This is a genomic window from Peribacillus sp. FSL H8-0477 (assembly GCF_038002765.1).
Lineage (GTDB): Bacteria > Bacillota > Bacilli > Bacillales > DSM-1321 > Peribacillus.
The window spans coordinates 1309952-1326739 of sequence record NZ_JBBODE010000002.1 but is presented as its reverse complement, the minus strand read 5'-3'; the positions used below and the strand labels follow the sequence as shown (position 1 = coordinate 1326739).

Sequence of the window (16788 nt, the reverse complement as noted above, 5' to 3'; positions counted from 1 at the left end):
CGACTGACTCAGGTGATCCCATGAGCAGTCTTTTTTTTGTTCTCTTATCCTAGTTTACCTTTAAAACAAAAAAGGACTTCTTAGGTTAGGCGTTTTCACAATACTTTGAATGTATAAAACATGCTATAATGTATCTACAATACTGGACATCCATTAATTAAATGTTGAAAGAGGTTTGGCTATGAATGTTAAATGTGTTATTTGCGATAAGATAGAAGATATTCTTGATTATTCACCAGAAGCAAAGAAATTAAGAAATCGACCGATTCATACATATATGTGTCAGGAATGTTCAACTCGAATAGAAGAAAAAACAAAGGCACGAATTGCAACTGGAAATTTCAAGCTTTATCGATCTGTTACGAAAGATGACGATTGGTAAACTGAAGGAGAGGGAATCATGGAATGGGCTAGACCTAAGATAAAACTAGGATTGGCAGCCGGCCTTTTATCTGGCTTATTTCTTGGCTTCTTTATGAAATACGTTGAGTTCTTAAGCGGTTATAAAGTATACCGTTTATTACTTAATATTAATTTCCAGCCAGTTGAGAGAAATATAAACCCGCCAGAGTATCTCGAATTTTTGATTCATTTGATGGTCTCTATTCTCGTGGCGATGGTATTCACTATGCTGGTAAAAAAGAAAGCAACTTTTTTGGTGAGGCTGCTTACTGCGGTCATTGTTATTATCCCGGCAATTCTCCTCTACTTTCCTTTAACCAGCCTAGGAAGCAGTCAGGTGGACTCCATCAGTTGTATAGGCTTTACTCTCTGGACACTTGCCCATTTGCTTTACGCATGTATCCTAGCGGCTGCAGCTAAGGTCTAGAGAAAGCCCTTACACTCGAGTCATTCTATGTATACAACTAACCCCCCGGCTTTATGCCGGGGGGTTAGTTTGTGCTTTATTCAAGATTCCGGTATTTCTCCGGCTCTGCTTTAATCTGGTTGAGCATTACGTCAATAACTTCAATCGGGAATCGCTGCTTTTTTACTTCATTTTCATATAAATATTCAATGAAGTAAAAAGGCTCCTCTTTGAATAGGGACTGAATGATTACCTCTTTTTCTACCAGCAGCTTTTCGAAAAAAGCCAAAGTATCAAGAGCAGCCGTATCATCAGGTCTTGCATCACAGACTACTTTAATCGTCATCCAATTATATAACGCATCTTGAATGGATTGCATTTATACCTGTTCCCCGCTATGATCACGACGGCGTAACCGATAGATACCGAGTACTGCTGCCGCAATCAAAAGAGATTCACCCATTGGAAGGAAAACGGCCAGGAAAGATAGAACGGTACAGCCGAGACCCATGACCACATAAATGACTAGGTTTTTTAATAAAGGTAGTTTTTTGGCAAATCCGAGCTGGTATACTATGATACACAGAGCCCAAATCGTCAAATATAAATACCACATTCCAGCTTCAGGGTTTTCGTCAACCCTGTAAAGGGCCGCGAAAAACGATAGGCGCTCTCCTACATCCATTGCTATCCCTCCTGATTACATTCACTCAGCGGTTTTTTTCTTTTTAGTTGTTCTTTCACGTTCGCTCTTATCAAGAATTTTCTTACGAAGTCTGATTGATTCTGGTGTTACTTCCAGATACTCATCATCGTTTAGATATTCTAAAGACTCTTCAAGTGACAAGACTTTTGCCTTTTTCAGCGTTGAAGTTTGGTCTTTGTTTGCAGAACGCATATTTGTCATTTGCTTAGCTTTAACAATATTTACAGTCAAGTCATTTTCGCGGTTATGTTGACCAACGATCATTCCTTCATAAATATCTGTTCCTACTGGAATAAAGATGATACCACGGTCTTCAACCTGCATTGTACCATAAGCAGTTGTCTTACCAGATTCCATAGAAACTAATACACCTTCACGTCTTCCGCCAACTTGGCCTTTTTGCATTGGCTGGTAGCTGTCAAACGTATGGTTCATAATTCCGTATCCACGTGTAATGGTCAAGAATTCTGTAGAATATCCGATTAGTCCGCGAGCTGGAACGTTAAAGATCATACGTACTTGGCCGCTTCCGTTATTAATCATATCAAGTAGTTCGCCTTTACGTGCTCCAATTGACTCCATAATTGAACCCGTATGCTCTTCAGGAACATCGATTTGAACGCGTTCAACCGGTTCACAACGTACTCCGTCAATCGTACGAACAATAACTTCAGGTTTTGAAACTTGAAGCTCAAATCCTTCACGACGCATGTTTTCAATCAGGATAGATAAATGAAGCTCTCCACGACCAGAAACAATCCAAACATCAGGTGAATCTGTGTTGTCAACGCGTAAGCTTACATCTGTTTGTAATTGTGTACGCAGACGTTCTTCAATTTTTCTAGCTGTTACGTACTTGCCTTCACGACCAGCAAACGGGCTGTTATTAACAAGGAACGTCATTTGTAGTGTTGGTTCATCAATACGAAGAATTGGAAGTGCTTCTGGATGCTCAGTTGGGCAAACAGTTTCACCTACGTTGATATCCTCCATACCTGAAACAGCGATTAGATCACCAGGGAATGCTTCTTGGATTTCAACCTTCTTCAGACCGATAAAGCCAAAGATACTAGTTACGCGGAATTGTTTAACAGAACCATCAAGCTTCATTAATGATACTTGTTGTCCCACATGCATCGTTCCACGGAATACACGACCTACTCCAATACGGCCAACATAGTCATTGTAATCAAGCAATGCTACTTGGAATTGAAGCGGCTCATCGCGGTTATCGATAGGTGCAGGAATGTTTTCGATAATTGCTTCAAATAATGGAACCATGTCTTCACCTTGTTTAGCAGGATCTGGATCCACACTTGATGTACCTGAAATACCTGAAGCATAGATAACTGGGAAGTCCAGTTGGTCATCTTCAGCACCAAGTTCAATGAATAAATCTAAAACTTCATCCACAACTTCTTGAGGACGTGCTGAGTCTTTATCAATTTTGTTTACAACAACGATTGGCTGAATCTTTTGTTCCAGCGCCTTTTTCAATACGAAACGTGTTTGCGGCATACAACCTTCATATGCATCAACTACAAGGACAACACCATCAACCATTTTCATAATACGTTCCACTTCACCGCCAAAGTCGGCGTGACCTGGTGTATCTAGAATGTTAATTCGTGTATCTTTATATTGAACAGCCGTATTCTTAGCAAGAATCGTAATACCCCGTTCTTTTTCTAAATCATTCGAATCCATTGCTCTTTCATCGACGTGTTCATTTTCACGAAATGTACCAGATTGCTTCAGCAATTGATCCACTAGAGTTGTTTTACCATGGTCAACGTGGGCAATAATAGCTATATTTCGAATATTTTCTCTTAATTTCAAAAAATTCACTCCTAGATTAGATAGTTATTTAACTTATCTTTAGCATTAACTTACATATTATATCACAAACATAGTAGAAACAAAGCATGAAATTATGTACAATAGATATATTCGAGGTGATAATGGTGAAAGATATTCAATGGAAATTCCTAATCATGGCACTATTGGCAACAGCAAGCATTTCATTTATTGGTATAGCAATTGCTGAAAAAAGCATATTTGGTGCGGTTATCAGCCTGATTATACTATGTGGGATTATGGGGTTTGGTTTTTCTCAAAAGAAAAAACACCGTAATGCCCAAGAGAACAAATAAATATTTTTCGCGTAAAAAAACCGCCGATTATATCGGCGTTTTTTTAAAAAATCGCTCTATTTGCCGAGATACGTTTCATTAATCCGTTTATGCAGACCCGGTTTAGATGCAAAAAGTGACGATCCATTTACAAAATCAAGCGGCTGATTATCCATAGTCGTAACTTCTCCTCCGACTTCTTTTAAAAGAACGACCCCGCCTGCAAAATCCCAAGGAGCTAACCTCATTGTCATATACGCGTCCGTTCTCCCAGCAGCTACATAGGCAAGTTCAATCGCTGCTGAACCATATGACCTTGTCCCTCTAACATCACGAACGAGAGGAGTAAGAATTCTTGGATCAATTCGATTATTTTCACCAATCCAAGTTGCATTGATTGATAAAATCATATCACTTACTTCTACCTCCTCAAGCATCGGCAGCCGCTGTTCATTCATAAAAGCACCTTCTCCTTTTATCGCATGATACAACTCGTCATGTATAACATCATAAATTAAGCCAATCTGCCCCACACCATCTTCATATATCCCAATAGAAATAGCAAAATTTCTCTGTTGATGAACAAAATTCATTGTCCCATCAATCGGATCAATAATCCAAACAACGCCCGACACATTTGAGTAATTTGCTTCCATCGCCTCTTCCCCGACTACTTTATGGTCACTAAAAGTTTCAGCTATTTTGTGTCTGAAAAATAATTCTATTTCCTTATCTAAATTGGTTACTAAATCGTTCCGATTAGATTTAGTTTCAATTGTTAATTCCTCACTAAAGGATTTTCTCAAACGTTCTCCAGCTTCTTTAACCCAAGCTTTAGCATATGTATCAATTTTCTTTCTGTCCATATTCAAAACCCCCGCCCCTATTTCTATCTACAGATTATCTAATATCAGCTGATGCTTCAAGTTTTAGAGTTAGTTATTACCAATATTACTGCTCAGTATACTTATTTTACTTCTCTTCCTTCTTCTATGTATCCACCGATTTCTTTATTAATGATAAATAGCGGATTCACTTATTAAACAACAAGTGTCCGCTATTTACCACCTACATAATAACTATTATATATATACATGAATCCTTCTATATCTCCTTCTTCATATAAAGGTAGAAATTATAATGCCTTTAATCTTAATAATTCTAAGCGGATCCGCTCAAGCTTTTGTTTACATTGGGTTTTCTTTGGCTCATTTTCTTCACCTATAGCCTCAAATAAAGTAGCTAATTCATAATCCATTTCCATCCGTAAAACAGCTGTTCTATGCTTTTCTACTTCCTTTGCCTTCAAAGCTTGATTCATCACTTGTTTCATATTCCATCTGCTCCCTTCGGTATTTAACTAAATTTAATTAACTAAATTTTCAGTTATTTATTTAGTTTTATAGTATGTTGTCTACACCAAAATCGCAACAAAATTGTGCATTTGCCTTAGATATAAAAACGAGATTACTCCTCGTATTTTAGAAAGCGGATTTTTTCTTTTTTACTTTCAATTATGCTACAATATGCTTCAGACAAGCAAGTAGGAGGAATAATATGTCCGTTTCAAGTTTTTCAGCAGAAGATTTCAGAGTGTTTAAAATTGATGGCCTCGATCAGCGTATGGAGGCTTTAAAAGAACGAATACAACCCAAGCTTATTGCTCTTGGAGATTTCTTTTCACAAGAACTTTCTGTCATGACTGGAGAAGAAATGTTTACACATGTTGCCAAGCATGCACGCCGGAAGGTTAATCCTCCAAATGATACATGGGTTGCTTTTTCAGGTAATAAACGAGGATACAAAATGGTGCCCCATTTTCAAATCGGCCTTTGGGAAACGCATGTTTTTGTCTGGTTTGCGGTCATTTATGAAGCACCAATCAAAGCCGAATTTGGTAAAACACTGATGGAGGCTGCAGATAAATTAAAAGAGACCATTCCTTCAAACTTTGTTTGGTCAATTGATCATACAAAACCTGCCGTGCTTCCACATCATGATTTATCAGTTAACGAACTTGAGTCAATTTTTCAGCGCTTACAAAGCGTAAAAAAAGCTGAAATACTTTGCGGTATTCAAATACCTCAAGAAGAAGCTGTGAAAATGACAGATGAGAAATTTGTCGAAAGAATTCGTGATGCTTTTGTTGAACTTATACCCTTATATAAATTAACTTAAACACTTAGCTTTTAAAAGAGTAAGAGAGGATGTCCCGAATAAATTGGGGCATCCTCTCTTACATATGCTAATTGACCAGCTCACCTTATCCCAGCTGTCTTTGCGCTTGAAATCAATTCTTCCATTTCCTCATATTTTTCTTCTTCAAATAGGTCGATAATTTTACTCCCTACAATGACCCCATCACAAAAGGAGGAAGCTTGTTTAACATGTTCAGGTGTAGATATTCCAAACCCCGCTAAAACGGGGACAGAACTAAGTGCTTTAACTTCTTGGAGATAAACACCCACTTCCTCCTCAAATGATTCTCTTGTACCAGTTGTTCCTTTTACAGTCACCGCATATATAAATCCTTCAGCGTCTTTTATAATTTTATTTAATCGTGCCTTAGGACTTGTTAGTGTTACAAGACGAATTAAAACAATTCCCGATTTCTTAAGGACTGGCTTCAATATCCCCTCTTCTTCAAAAGGCAAATCAGGTACAATACAGCCTGATACTCCTGACTTAACGCAGTCTCTTGCAAATTGCTCAAACCCATATGCCATAATCGAATTTAAATAGCTCATAAAGATAATAGGAATCGTTATTTGATCCTGAATCTCATGTAAAGTGCTGAAAATTTTCTTTAGGGTCACCCCTTGTTTGAGAGATCTTAATCCTGCCCGTTGAATCACAGGCCCATCTGCAACTGGATCAGAAAAAGGGATACCTAGTTCGATAGCGGCAGCACCTGCTTTTTCAAGCCTGTTAATTCTACTCAACAACTGATCTAATCCACCATCACCAGCCATAATATAAGGAATAAATGCCTTTTCCCCTTCGTCTGTACCTTTACGCAGCGCATTTGCTAGTTTATTTGTCACCTTGGTTCCCTCCCATCACTCTACGAACGGTTTCAACGTCTTTATCCCCGCGGCCAGATAAACAAATGACTAGTCCCTGATTTTGTTCCATTTTCGCAGCAACCTTCATTGCATGTGCAACCGCATGCGAACTTTCTAGGGCAGGAATAATACCTTCCTCCTTCGAGAGGAGCAGAAGAGCTTCTAGCGCTTCCTTATCTGTCACTGAAGTATATGAAACTCTGTTTTGATCTTTAAGATAACAATGTTCTGGTCCTACCCCTGGATAGTCGAGACCAGCAGAAATGGAATGTGCTTCCTGAATTTGTCCATCTTCATTTTGTAAAAGGTACATCAGCGCTCCGTGCAGAACACCTTTTGTTCCCTTAGTAAGAGTCGCCGCATGAAGACCGGTTTCAATCCCGCTTCCAGCCGCTTCTACACCAATCAGCTTCACTGTTTCGTCTTCAATGAAAGGATAAAACATTCCCATTGAATTACTACCGCCGCCAATACAAGCTACAACTGCATCTGGCACCCCCCCTTCGATTTCTGCATATTGCCGCTTTGTTTCGATACCAATCACGCTTTGGAAGTCACGGACAATCACTGGAAATGGATGCGGTCCAAGTACAGACCCCATTATGTAATGGGTATCCGTTACGTTCGCTACCCAATAGCGAAGCGCTTCATTTACTGCATCTTTCAAGGTAGCACTGCCTTGTTCTACTGAAACTACTTTAGCTCCTAGCAGCTCCATTCGAAAGACATTTAATTTTTGACGTTCAACATCCTCTGCCCCCATAAAAATGATGCATTCCAAATTCAATAATGCACAAACCGTAGCCGTTGCTACACCATGCTGTCCGGCTCCTGTTTCCGCTACGACTTTCTGTTTACCCATCCTTTGTGCTAATAGCGCTTGCCCAATTGTATTATTAATTTTGTGTGCGCCGGTATGATTCAAATCTTCACGTTTTAGATAGATTTTTGCTCCACCAGCAATCTTTGTTAAATTAGCCGCATAAAAGAGCGGTGTTTCACGTCCTATATAATCTTTTAAATAGTAGGCAAGTTCTTTTTGAAAACTCTCATCCTTTTTTGACTCTTCATAGGTCTGTTCCAATTCAAGAACCGCTGCCATCAACGTCTCTGGAACAAAACGACCGCCGTATTCCCCAAAATGACCATCTTTAGTTGGCTGTATATAGCTATCCACTGTACTCATAAGTAACGCCTCCATTTCTTATAGCTTTGCATTTTTAATAAATAATCTAATTTTCTCATGATCTTTATAACCATTTGTCTCCACACCGCTTGATACATCGACGGCAAACGGCTGAACCAACTTAATTGCTTCAAAGACATTCATTGGTGTTAAGCCTCCAGCTAATATCAGTCGGTTTCGAGATTGACGAAGTCTATGAATCATTTGCCAATCCAAGGTTTCTTCGTTTGAAGATCCCGAATCCTTAGGAAGATCAAGCAGCTGATAATCAACAGGATAATCATCGATCTTCTTAAAATCCACTTCGTTGCGGATAGAAAATGCTTTTATAACAGGTATTGAAAAGGAACCCGCCTTTTCAACACTTTCCTGTCCGTGCAGCTGAATGATATCAATCCCTGTAAAGTGTTGGATTCTTTCCATTTCTTCCAAGCTCTCATTCACAAATACCCCGACCTTTAACGCTTTTCCATTCAGTTTTTCAATAATTTCTTTTGCTTTTTCTGGACTAATCTTCCGCTTACTATCTGCAAAAATAAATCCAAGGAAATCGGCTCCTGCGTTTTCTGCTGTCTGAGCTGCTTCAAGAGACGTTAATCCACATATTTTAACCTTCATACACTTCTCCTTCCTATTAAAGCTGAAATGCAGCCAGACTTTTTGCTACATCCGTCGATTTCATCAATGCTTCACCGACTAATATTCCTTTTGCTCCAGCTTTTTTTACTCTTAACACGTCTGCTGGTGTTTTAATTCCACTTTCACTGATGAACAGTTGATTAGCTTTCTTTAAAATGGCACCAAGTCTGTCCGTTACCTCAAGATCAATTTCAAAGGTTTTTAAATTCCGGTTATTGACCCCAATTAATTCTGGGTGAAGAAGCATCGCTTGATTTAACTCTATTTCATTATGAACCTCAACCAACACCTCTAAGTTCTGCAGCTTCGCATAATGATACAGATTTTCAAGTTTTTCTTGAGACAGGGCAGCCACAATCAACAAGATAACCTGAGCACCTGCCTTCTTCGCAATGTCAATCTGAATTTCATCAATAATAAAGTCTTTACAAAGCAAGGGCAGCTTTACTGAACGGCGGACCAAGGCCAGGTCCTCAGTAGACCCTTTAAAATACGCAGTATCTGTCAGCACTGAAATCGCAGCAGCTCCTGCTTCTTCATACTCAGTTGATTGCTGAGCTGGATCTACTTCGAGTTTAAGTACACCTTTTGATGGAGAAGCTCGCTTAATTTCGGCAATCACCTGCATTTTTGATGATGATGACAGCACTTCAACCAAGGATGAAACCTTTCGGGCTGGCTCTTGAATATGGTTAGGAATTCGTTTGAGCTCTTTTACTTCTTCTTGTTTTGCATCCAGAATTTTAGTTAAGAAATCTACCATATTACATAACCACCTTCTTTTTTTGACAATAACTAATTAACGCTTCAAGTTTAGCAAGGGCACTGCCGCTTTCTAGGCTTTCCCGTGCAATGTTAATACCTTCTAAAATGGTCGCAGCCTTTCCATTTGCGAAAACTCCTAGTCCAGCGTTGAGTATAACTGTATCTCGATATGCGCCTTTTTCATTCTTTAAAACTCTCATCATGATAGCTGCATTTTCATGGGCACTGCCGCCTCGAATCTTATCATTTGGATAAAGTGGTAAATTCACTTCCTCTGGGTGCAGGGTGAACGAAGTGACATCTCCTTCATTGAGAAGAACCATTTTGTTGTCTCCTTGAAGACTTGCTTCGTCCATATTGCCAGCCCCGGTTACGGCTACTGCCCGCTTACGGCCGAGCTTTTTAAGTACATTCGCAAACAATTCCAACATATCACTGCGATACACGCCGATTAGTTGTGAGTGTAGATTCACTGGATTGGTTAATGGTCCAATCAAATTAAAAACGGTCGGGATTTTTAATTCCTTTCTTATCCTTGTAATTCTCCCTAAATTAGGCTGGATTGACGGCGCAAACAGAAAGCTGATGCCAATCTCTTCTAATGATTCTTCTATTTGCGCAGGTTCCAGATAGATATTAATTCCCAGCTCTTCCAAGACATCCGCACTACCGGTTTTACTTGAAACACTGCGGCTTCCATGTTTCGCAACTGTTATTCCCGCTCCAGCCAGAACAAATGCCGCAGTTGAGCTGATATTAAAGCTTTGTGAGCCGTCTCCTCCAGTACCGCAATTGTCCATAATATTTCTCGCTTGCGTTTGAATTGGCAGAGCCTGTTGCCGTAATACATCCACAAGACCAGCTATTTCAGTTGCTGTTTCACCTTTTGATTTAAGTGCCATTAGGAATGCTGCTATCTCCGTTTCTGTTGTATGCTCTGCAAAGATAGCTGCTGCTGCTTCATTTATTTCAATAGTGGATAAAGGCTGATGCAGTGATAGTTTTTCAAGAAACTGTTTCATGACATTTTTCCTCCCTTATTCTTTTGATAAACTGATGCAGCAACAACTTTCCTGTCTTAGTTCCGATCGATTCCGGATGAAATTGAACGCCATATAAAGCGTATGTCTGATGCTCGATCGCCATAATTTCTTCATCATCAGCAGCGTAAGCTAAAATATCAAACTCTTTAGGGAGACTTTCTTTCTCCACAACGAGTGAATGGTAGCGCATTGCTTCAAAATTCGCTTCTAATCCAGTAAATAGTCCAGTTCCTGTATGAACCATAACGGAGGTTTTGCCATGAACAATACGTTTGGCTCCGATTACCTTACCACCGAAAGCAGCCGCAATAGCTTGATGTCCTAAACAAATACCAAGAATCGGTATCGATGCACAATAGGTGCGAATTACGTCTACACAGATTCCCGCGTTTTCAGGACGTCCTGGACCAGGTGATATGACAATTGCTTCAGGATTCAGCTTTTTTATATCGTCAATGGTCACCTCATCATTCCGTACAATCAGAATATCGCTCTCTATCTCTCCTATATACTGGTATAAGTTGAAAGTAAATGAATCATAATTATCGATTAATAGGATCATGCTTTTGCACCTCCAGCAAAGCTTTTGCTTTGTTTTTCGTTTCTTCATATTCCGTTTCAGGAACAGAGTCATAGACAATCCCTGCACCCGCCTGTACGAAGGCAAGATCATCCTTAATGACCATTGTCCGTATAGCCAGCGCCATATCAAGGTCCCCGCCATAGCCAATATAGCCCACGGAACCAGCGTAAACACCTCGTTTACAATCCTCTAACTCATTGATTAATTCCATTGCTCTTATCTTTGGTGCACCGGAGACGGTTCCCGCTGGCAGACAGGATGCCAACGCATCTAAACCCGTTAACTCTGTCTTTAAGGTACCTCTCACCTTCGACGTTAAATGCATGACATGACGGTAGCGTTCTATATTCATATTAGAGCTGAGGGCAACAGAACCAATTTCGCAAACTCGACCAAGATCGTTCCTGCCCAGGTCAACCAGCATCCTATGTTCTGCTAATTCCTTTTCATCATGAAGAAGGTTCTCCGCATGACTCTTATCTTCCTCATCCGTTTCTCCTCTTGGTCTCGTACCAGCAATTGGATTAACCGTTACGGACTTCCCTCTAACACTTATTAAACTTTCTGGTGAAGATCCAAGGATTGTATAATCACCAAAATCTATATAAAACATATATGGCGAAGGATTTGAAAGTCTCAGTCGGCGATACACCCCTAATGGATGACCAGTAAAGGATGATTGGTAACGCTGAGACAATACAACTTGAAAGATATCACCGTTAATAATCGCTTGTTTCGCTTCCTCTACTATTTTTATAAAGTGTGCTTTGGTCATATTTGAAGTAAAAGAAAGTTGTTCCACACTCTTTTCGTCTGCTGCCTGTGGTCGATTAAGTAATTCTTTCATCTCTTTCAACCTGTCTTCTGACTGCTCATCTGATGTAACAAGATGAATCTTTTGCTGCTGGTGATCAAAAATGAAAATATCTTTAAAAAACAAGAAATGTGCATCCGGCATCCCTAGAGTATCTTTCGGCACAGCCCCAATGGATTCATAATGTCGAATCATATCGTAGCCCATGTAGCCAACTGCCCCTCCTATAAAAGGGATCTTCGTATCTGCTTCGAACTCGAACATAAACTCTTGTTTTAAATAATCGACTAACCTTATATCTTGCTCTCGGGATTGTACACCTTCTCTAATTTCAATGCAGGCTTCCCTTGAAATAGCTTCTTTATAAGGACTCATCCCCATGTAGGAATATCTTCCTTGATCATGGTGGGACGTTGAGCTTTCAAGTAAAAACTTTTTGGGTCCATTCATTTTTTGGAAAATTGAAATCGGTGTATGAATATCACCTTCTACCGTTTCCATCTGAAAACTAATTTTCTTCTGTCCCATCCTTCTCATTTCCCCCTTTTTCCGCATAAAAAAAGTCCTCTGCAAACAGTATGTTTGCAGAGGACGATAAAATTACCGCGGTGCCACCTCAGATTGAAAGCTGCCTTTAGCTTTCCTCTTTTTTGATACAGATTACTCTGTATCTATCCTTATAACGGAGGATCGACCGTAACTCTATCCAGAGATAGAGAAACACTCACAAGTCCATTCACCTTACCTATCGTACCGGATTCCACCTGTTCCGGCTCTCTGTTACGCATTCTGTAAAGGTTACTACTCTTGATCAACGTGTTTTTAATAATTTAGAGAACGCAAAAAGGCCCCCTATCCAAAAGGACGAGGACCCCGCGGTACCACCTTTATTAGCTAAGAAGCTCACTTTATAGTATCCAGATTTGAATACCTGTCTCAAATAACGGTAAGACGTATCCGCCAAAGCCTACTTCTGAATAATCCAGGTTCGGTTTGGAGCTCGGAAGGCCATTCGCTTACTGCTGCCCACCGGTTTACACCAACCACCGGCTCTCTATAGAACAGTCAATAAGGTACTCTTCTTCGTCAAAGCTTTTATTGTTTGATTAATTACTTTACATATTAAATCCTTTTTTATAAGAAGTCAACCAAAGAACTTGAATTTTCTTATTATTCTACCTACTTACGAAATGAAAGGTTCTCATTAGAATTAAGTTCCTTCGCTTTCTTCAACAAAGCGTAGGCAGAGTATCCACTACTTCCTTCAAATTCATCACAATAGTTCTTTTCATCAGCCTTACCAGGAACTATCTCTTTAAATCTGCGATAAGCCATCATAAATTCTTCCTTACTTATTCGACTCTCATAAGCTTTTTCGACTGCTTCAAAAAATTGAATAACATCGACTACTTCTTCTGTTGTCCAGCTAAAATCCATCGGATATTGATATTCCATTATAAGTCCCCTACTATTCTAAGTTTTCTATTATTATGCCCATTTTGAACGAATCTTTTCCGCTTCGTCAATAATTCTTTTAAATAATTCATGCGTGGCGGGGACGTCCTTAATAAGGCCCATTACTTGGCCAGCCCAACCAAATCCTTGCTCTTCTTTTCCTTCAAATATATATCTTTGATTAGTTTGACCGCTTATGTATTCCTTTAATTGTTCATAACCGCCATTTTCCTGTTCAATTTTCAGGATTTGATCTGTCCATGAACCTGCAATAGCTCGTGCTGGTGCACCAATAGATCGTTTAATTACTACTGTATCATATTCATTCCCCTCAATGAGCGCCTTTTTATAAACCTCATGAGCATGTACACATTCTTTAGTGGCAATAAACCTTGTTCCCATTTCAATCCCTTCTGCACCCAGTGCAAGTGCTGCCATTAACCCACGACCATCGCCAAAACCGCCTGAAGCGATTACAGGGATTGAAACAGAGTCAACTACTTGAGGTACCAATACCATTGAGCCGACATCATCTCTGCCAAGGTGTCCTCCCCCTTCATGGCCAACAACCATTACCGCATCAGCACCAGACTGTTCAGCTTTAACAGCCTGTCTTCTTGCAGCAACTAAAACCAGTTTTTTTACTGGGGTATCTTTGACAAGGTTCATAAATGGGACAGGGTTCCCCCCTGTTACGGAGACCGCAGCTATATTCTCCTTAAGCGCAGCCTCTACAAAATGTTCGTAAGACCTTCCATGCTGACCAATAGCAAAGTTAACGCCAAATGGTTTATCTGTCAACGATTTTGTTTTTAAAATTTCCTCACGCAATTGTTCCGGGCTGTCAAGCGACATAGCCGTCACCTGCCCTAATCCCCCAGCATTAGACACTGCTGCCGCAAGTTCAGCATAGGCTAAGTGCGCAAGTCCACCTTGAATAATTGGATAGTTTATTCCAAACACTTCCGTAACCCTTGTTTTCCAATCCATAAAATATCCCCCTTTTTTAACAACTATATCATGTAAATATAGTGTAACTAAATCAAGTACAGATGACTAGAAAAAACCTTCCATATCCTTCTGTATACAATCTTCGATCACGTGCTCTATCCTTTCCAATCCTTCCAGTAAAAACCTATACACAAGTTCTTATCCATGCTATAATTCATTTGTTTTATTATTGCAAATTTTTTCAGAAGTGAGGCTAGAAGAATTGTCCCAATTTGACACACCATTATTTACAGGTCTTAAAAAACACGCAGCAAAGAACCCCGTACAATTTCATATTCCAGGCCATAAAAAGGGGCAAGGCATCGATCCAGAATTTCGTGAATTTATCGGAGATAATGCCTTATCCATTGATTTAATAAATATCGCCCCCTTGGACGACTTGCATCAGCCAAAGGGAATTATAAAAGAAGCTCAAGACCTAGCAGCAGAAGCCTTTGGAGCAGATCACACATTTTTCTCCGTACAGGGTACAAGCGGAGCCATTATGACCATGATAATGGCCGTATGCGGGCCAGGTGATAAAATTATTATCCCTAGAAATGTTCATAAGTCCATCATGACAGCAATCGTTTTTTCTGGAGCTGTACCGATCTTTATTCACCCTGAAATTGATAACAACCTTGGGATTTCACATGGGATTACAACCGAGTCTGTAGAACATGCACTGAGCGCTCACCCGGATGCAAAAGGATTACTTGTGATTAATCCGACGTACTTCGGAATATCAGCTGATTTAAAAAGGATCGTAGAAATTGCTCATTCATATCATGTGCCTGTTTTAGTTGACGAAGCTCATGGTGTCCATATTCATTTTCATGATGAGCTTCCCTTATCTGCAATGCAGGCAGGAGCTGATATGGCTGCTACAAGTGTTCATAAACTTGGTGGTTCACTGACCCAAAGTTCTGTATTAAACGTCCGAGAAGGACTTGTTTCTGCTAATCATGTACAATCTATTCTAAGCATGATGACAACCACATCTACTTCGTACATCCTGCTTGCCTCTCTTGACGTTGCACGCAAGAGGCTTGCAACAGAAGGGTATCAATTAATCGATGAAACAATTAAGCTGTCTCGATCGCTGAGAACTGCGATTAATGAAATTCCTTTACTTCATTGTGTAGGAGAAGAAATTATTGGATCAAAAGCTACATTTGATTTTGATCCTACTAAACTAATTATCTCTGTTAAGGAACTAGGAATTACAGGATATGAAGTAGAAAAATGGCTTCGTAAAACTTATAATATTGAAGTGGAACTATCCGATTTATATAATATTTTATGTATCATCACACCTGGAGACACGTCAATTGAAGCTGAAATTCTTCTTAATGCCTTAAGTAATCTTTCTGCTGAATTTGCACCTTTAACAGATAAAAACACATTGGCTGTTGAAGTTTTGCTTCCATCCATCCCTCTGCTGGCCTTAACACCTCGGGATGCATTTTATGCCGAAACTGAAGTTGTACCTTTTAACGAAACGGTTGGTCGGATTATCGCTGAATTTGTTATGGTATACCCGCCCGGCATTCCAATTTTCATACCTGGCGAAATTATTACGCAGGAAAATCTTGATTATATCCAAACCAATATTCAAGCTGGCCTCCCTGTTCAAGGACCAGAAGATCCAGATATGAATTCACTTCGCGTCATTAAAGAATATAAAGCAATAAAATAAGCAGCAATGAGCACCCTGACAACTGTTTGGGTGCTTATTGCTGCTTCGTCTTTTAAAAAAAGGATGGGAATCCTCCGATTCATCTATCTATCCACTACTCTTTTTCGGCTTCGTCATCATGGCAATGTGCAGAACATTGAGAATAAAGGGTTGTAACTTTCTCATCTTCAAAATGATCAATTGTTGAGTTACAGTGCTTACAGATTAAAGTTCCCATATTTTCCAGACTCCTTCCGAAAATTAGAATGAAAACGCTTTATATATTTGTTAAGTTAATATTAATACAACACATTAAAAATATCAAGCCTATTTGTATGACACATTTAAATATTTTTCCCCAATATATACATCATAATTCGAACATACCCTTCTTGTGATGGATAACTTATTTGGAACATGCTAGAATAAAATGGAAATTAATCCATTCAGGAGGGGTAAAATGGCTGAGCATGCCTATATTAAATTAGTACCCGGATCAACACTTGAAGTCGTTCAGTTAGATGATATTAAAGAATTATTCCATTATTATAAATCAATTACTGGGAAAACCGGCACACAGTTAGACTGGAACTACAGTGATAAGGCTTTTCCATACGAAATCATCGAACATAAAGCGGATGCTGATTATATTCATTTAAAAGCTACGGAAGATCGGTATCATTCCATCTTTTTAGGAATAGGAAAAGAATACGTAAAAGGTACTGAAGGACTACCTGCATTTCAACATTATATAGAACTTATCCTTCCTGGCATTTCTACTTACGGTGATAAAGGAAAAGCCAATGAATTCAGCAAATTTCTAGCCAAGAAATTAAAAGGAGAACTACATTTGTTTAATAAAAGAATCATGTATTTTAATTTAATGAAATAAATAACAAACGGACACTTCGCTTATGCGAGATG

General features: G+C 39.3%; 21 protein-coding genes and 2 other annotated features. Of the genes, 6 read left to right on the top strand and 15 right to left on the bottom strand.

Features of this window, described 5'->3' with window-relative positions; genetic code table 11:
- Positions 1-181 precede the first annotated feature (181 nt).
- Positions 182-382 (top strand): YlaI family protein, encoded by a 201-nt coding sequence (locus tag MHI18_RS18205; protein ID WP_340849437.1) that lies wholly within the window; start codon positions 182-184, stop codon positions 380-382.
- A gap of 18 nt (positions 383-400) precedes the next feature.
- Positions 401-829 (top strand): hypothetical protein, encoded by a 429-nt coding sequence (locus MHI18_RS18200; protein WP_340849435.1) that lies wholly within the window; start codon positions 401-403, stop codon positions 827-829.
- A 76-nt stretch (positions 830-905) separates the two neighbouring features.
- On the opposite strand, the gene MHI18_RS18195 is transcribed toward MHI18_RS18200, so the two are convergent.
- Genes MHI18_RS18195 through typA form a run of 3 tightly spaced genes read right to left on the bottom strand, consistent with a single transcriptional unit; the run spans position 906 to position 3353 of the window.
- Entirely contained in the window at positions 906-1187 is a 282-nt protein-coding gene (locus MHI18_RS18195; protein ID WP_340849433.1) for a hypothetical protein, read from the bottom strand.
- Positions 1188-1493, bottom strand: coding sequence for a YlaH-like family protein (locus MHI18_RS18190; protein ID WP_340849432.1), 306 nt, complete (start codon positions 1491-1493; stop codon positions 1188-1190). It lies immediately after the preceding gene.
- Positions 1494-1514: 21 nt separating this feature from the next.
- Positions 1515-3353: a translational GTPase TypA gene (gene typA, locus MHI18_RS18185; RefSeq protein ID WP_340849430.1), complete on the bottom strand. Its 1839-nt coding sequence runs from the start codon at positions 3351-3353 to the stop codon at positions 1515-1517.
- Positions 3354-3478: 125 nt separating this feature from the next.
- Here typA and MHI18_RS18180 point away from each other — a divergent pair, with 125 nt between their 5' ends.
- Positions 3479-3667 (top strand): YlaF family protein, encoded by a 189-nt coding sequence (locus MHI18_RS18180; protein ID WP_340849429.1) that lies wholly within the window; start codon positions 3479-3481, stop codon positions 3665-3667.
- 56 nt (positions 3668-3723) lie between these two features.
- Here the strand turns inward: MHI18_RS18180 and MHI18_RS18175 are convergent, their stop codons facing one another.
- Both MHI18_RS18175 and MHI18_RS18170 read right to left on the bottom strand, forming a co-directional pair.
- Complete coding sequence (locus MHI18_RS18175; protein ID WP_340849427.1) at positions 3724-4512, bottom strand: inositol monophosphatase family protein; 789 nt, start codon at positions 4510-4512, stop codon at positions 3724-3726.
- A 269-nt stretch (positions 4513-4781) separates the two neighbouring features.
- On the bottom strand, positions 4782-4979 hold the full coding sequence (locus tag MHI18_RS18170) for a hypothetical protein (protein WP_040374156.1): 198 nt from the start codon (positions 4977-4979) through the stop codon (positions 4782-4784).
- Positions 4980-5203: 224 nt separating this feature from the next.
- Here MHI18_RS18170 and MHI18_RS18165 point away from each other — a divergent pair, with 224 nt between their 5' ends.
- A complete protein-coding gene (locus MHI18_RS18165) occupies positions 5204-5824 on the top strand; it encodes a YktB family protein (protein ID WP_340849424.1) in 621 nt (206 codons plus the stop codon).
- An 80-nt stretch (positions 5825-5904) separates the two neighbouring features.
- On the opposite strand, the gene trpA is transcribed toward MHI18_RS18165, so the two are convergent.
- The 9 genes from trpA to MHI18_RS18120 all read right to left on the bottom strand — a co-directional run bounded on the left by trpA (position 5905) and on the right by MHI18_RS18120 (position 14186).
- Complete coding sequence (gene trpA, locus MHI18_RS18160; RefSeq protein ID WP_340849423.1) at positions 5905-6690, bottom strand: tryptophan synthase subunit alpha; 786 nt, start codon at positions 6688-6690, stop codon at positions 5905-5907.
- A complete protein-coding gene (gene trpB / locus MHI18_RS18155; RefSeq protein WP_340849421.1) occupies positions 6680-7897 on the bottom strand; it encodes a tryptophan synthase subunit beta in 1218 nt (405 codons plus the stop codon). The genes trpA and trpB overlap by 11 nt, the downstream gene beginning before the upstream one ends.
- Before the next feature lie 18 nt (positions 7898-7915).
- Entirely contained in the window at positions 7916-8515 is a 600-nt protein-coding gene (locus tag MHI18_RS18150; protein WP_340849420.1) for a phosphoribosylanthranilate isomerase, read from the bottom strand.
- Between the two features lie 16 nt (positions 8516-8531).
- On the bottom strand, positions 8532-9299 hold the full coding sequence (trpC, locus tag MHI18_RS18145; RefSeq protein WP_340849418.1) for an indole-3-glycerol phosphate synthase TrpC: 768 nt from the start codon (positions 9297-9299) through the stop codon (positions 8532-8534).
- A gap of 1 nt (position 9300) precedes the next feature.
- A complete protein-coding gene (trpD, locus tag MHI18_RS18140) occupies positions 9301-10323 on the bottom strand; it encodes an anthranilate phosphoribosyltransferase (RefSeq protein ID WP_340849416.1) in 1023 nt (340 codons plus the stop codon).
- The gene (locus MHI18_RS18135) at positions 10307-10906 is read right to left on the bottom strand and encodes an anthranilate synthase component II (protein WP_340849414.1); all 600 of its coding nucleotides are present in this window, start codon (positions 10904-10906) and stop codon (positions 10307-10309) included. The genes trpD and MHI18_RS18135 overlap by 17 nt, the downstream gene beginning before the upstream one ends.
- On the bottom strand, positions 10887-12296 hold the full coding sequence (gene trpE / locus MHI18_RS18130) for an anthranilate synthase component I (RefSeq protein WP_340849413.1): 1410 nt from the start codon (positions 12294-12296) through the stop codon (positions 10887-10889). The genes MHI18_RS18135 and trpE overlap by 20 nt, the downstream gene beginning before the upstream one ends.
- Positions 12297-12325: 29 nt before the next feature.
- Positions 12326-12565 (bottom strand) — a binding site (T-box leader).
- Positions 12566-12598: 33 nt separating this feature from the next.
- Positions 12599-12840: a binding site (T-box leader), on the bottom strand.
- A gap of 80 nt (positions 12841-12920) precedes the next feature.
- Positions 12921-13196 carry a UPF0223 family protein gene (locus MHI18_RS18125; protein WP_340849411.1) on the bottom strand — a complete coding sequence of 92 codons (276 nt, stop codon included), beginning with the start codon at positions 13194-13196 and terminating at the stop codon, positions 12921-12923.
- Between the two features lie 33 nt (positions 13197-13229).
- Positions 13230-14186: an NAD(P)H-dependent flavin oxidoreductase gene (locus MHI18_RS18120; RefSeq protein ID WP_340849409.1), complete on the bottom strand. Its 957-nt coding sequence runs from the start codon at positions 14184-14186 to the stop codon at positions 13230-13232.
- A gap of 223 nt (positions 14187-14409) precedes the next feature.
- Here MHI18_RS18120 and MHI18_RS18115 point away from each other — a divergent pair, with 223 nt between their 5' ends.
- On the top strand, positions 14410-15885 hold the full coding sequence (locus MHI18_RS18115; protein WP_340849407.1) for an aminotransferase class I/II-fold pyridoxal phosphate-dependent enzyme: 1476 nt from the start codon (positions 14410-14412) through the stop codon (positions 15883-15885).
- A 94-nt stretch (positions 15886-15979) separates the two neighbouring features.
- On the opposite strand, the gene MHI18_RS18110 is transcribed toward MHI18_RS18115, so the two are convergent.
- Complete coding sequence (locus MHI18_RS18110) at positions 15980-16102, bottom strand: GapA-binding peptide SR1P (RefSeq protein ID WP_340849405.1); 123 nt, start codon at positions 16100-16102, stop codon at positions 15980-15982.
- Positions 16103-16324: 222 nt separating this feature from the next.
- Here MHI18_RS18110 and MHI18_RS18105 point away from each other — a divergent pair, with 222 nt between their 5' ends.
- On the top strand, positions 16325-16756 hold the full coding sequence (locus MHI18_RS18105; RefSeq protein WP_340849404.1) for a DUF1885 family protein: 432 nt from the start codon (positions 16325-16327) through the stop codon (positions 16754-16756).
- Positions 16757-16788 lie beyond the last annotated feature (32 nt).

Bases quoted from the DNA above. Each gene is read 5' to 3' on its own strand.
- MHI18_RS18205 (WP_340849437.1), top strand. From the start codon at position 182: ATGAATGTTAAATGTGTTATTTGCGATAAGATAGAAGATATTCTTGAT.
- MHI18_RS18200 (WP_340849435.1), top strand. From the start codon at position 401: ATGGAATGGGCTAGACCTAAGATAAAACTAGGATTGGCAGCCGGCCTT.
- MHI18_RS18195 (WP_340849433.1), bottom strand. From the start codon at position 1,187: ATGCAATCCATTCAAGATGCGTTATATAATTGGATGACGATTAAAGTA.
- MHI18_RS18190 (WP_340849432.1), bottom strand. From the start codon at position 1,493: ATGGATGTAGGAGAGCGCCTATCGTTTTTCGCGGCCCTTTACAGGGTT.
- MHI18_RS18175 (WP_340849427.1), bottom strand. From the start codon at position 4,512: ATGGACAGAAAGAAAATTGATACATATGCTAAAGCTTGGGTTAAAGAA.
- MHI18_RS18170 (WP_040374156.1), bottom strand. From the start codon at position 4,979: ATGAAACAAGTGATGAATCAAGCTTTGAAGGCAAAGGAAGTAGAAAAG.
- MHI18_RS18165 (WP_340849424.1), top strand. From the start codon at position 5,204: ATGTCCGTTTCAAGTTTTTCAGCAGAAGATTTCAGAGTGTTTAAAATT.
- trpB (WP_340849421.1), bottom strand. From the start codon at position 7,897: ATGAGTACAGTGGATAGCTATATACAGCCAACTAAAGATGGTCATTTT.
- MHI18_RS18150 (WP_340849420.1), bottom strand. From the start codon at position 8,515: ATGAAGGTTAAAATATGTGGATTAACGTCTCTTGAAGCAGCTCAGACA.
- trpC (WP_340849418.1), bottom strand. From the start codon at position 9,299: ATGGTAGATTTCTTAACTAAAATTCTGGATGCAAAACAAGAAGAAGTA.
- trpD (WP_340849416.1), bottom strand. From the start codon at position 10,323: ATGAAACAGTTTCTTGAAAAACTATCACTGCATCAGCCTTTATCCACT.
- MHI18_RS18135 (WP_340849414.1), bottom strand. From the start codon at position 10,906: ATGATCCTATTAATCGATAATTATGATTCATTTACTTTCAACTTATAC.
- trpE (WP_340849413.1), bottom strand. From the start codon at position 12,296: ATGCGGAAAAAGGGGGAAATGAGAAGGATGGGACAGAAGAAAATTAGT.
- MHI18_RS18125 (WP_340849411.1), bottom strand. From the start codon at position 13,196: ATGGAATATCAATATCCGATGGATTTTAGCTGGACAACAGAAGAAGTA.
- MHI18_RS18120 (WP_340849409.1), bottom strand. From the start codon at position 14,186: ATGGATTGGAAAACAAGGGTTACGGAAGTGTTTGGAATAAACTATCCA.
- MHI18_RS18110 (WP_340849405.1), bottom strand. From the start codon at position 16,102: ATGGGAACTTTAATCTGTAAGCACTGTAACTCAACAATTGATCATTTT.
- MHI18_RS18105 (WP_340849404.1), top strand. From the start codon at position 16,325: ATGGCTGAGCATGCCTATATTAAATTAGTACCCGGATCAACACTTGAA.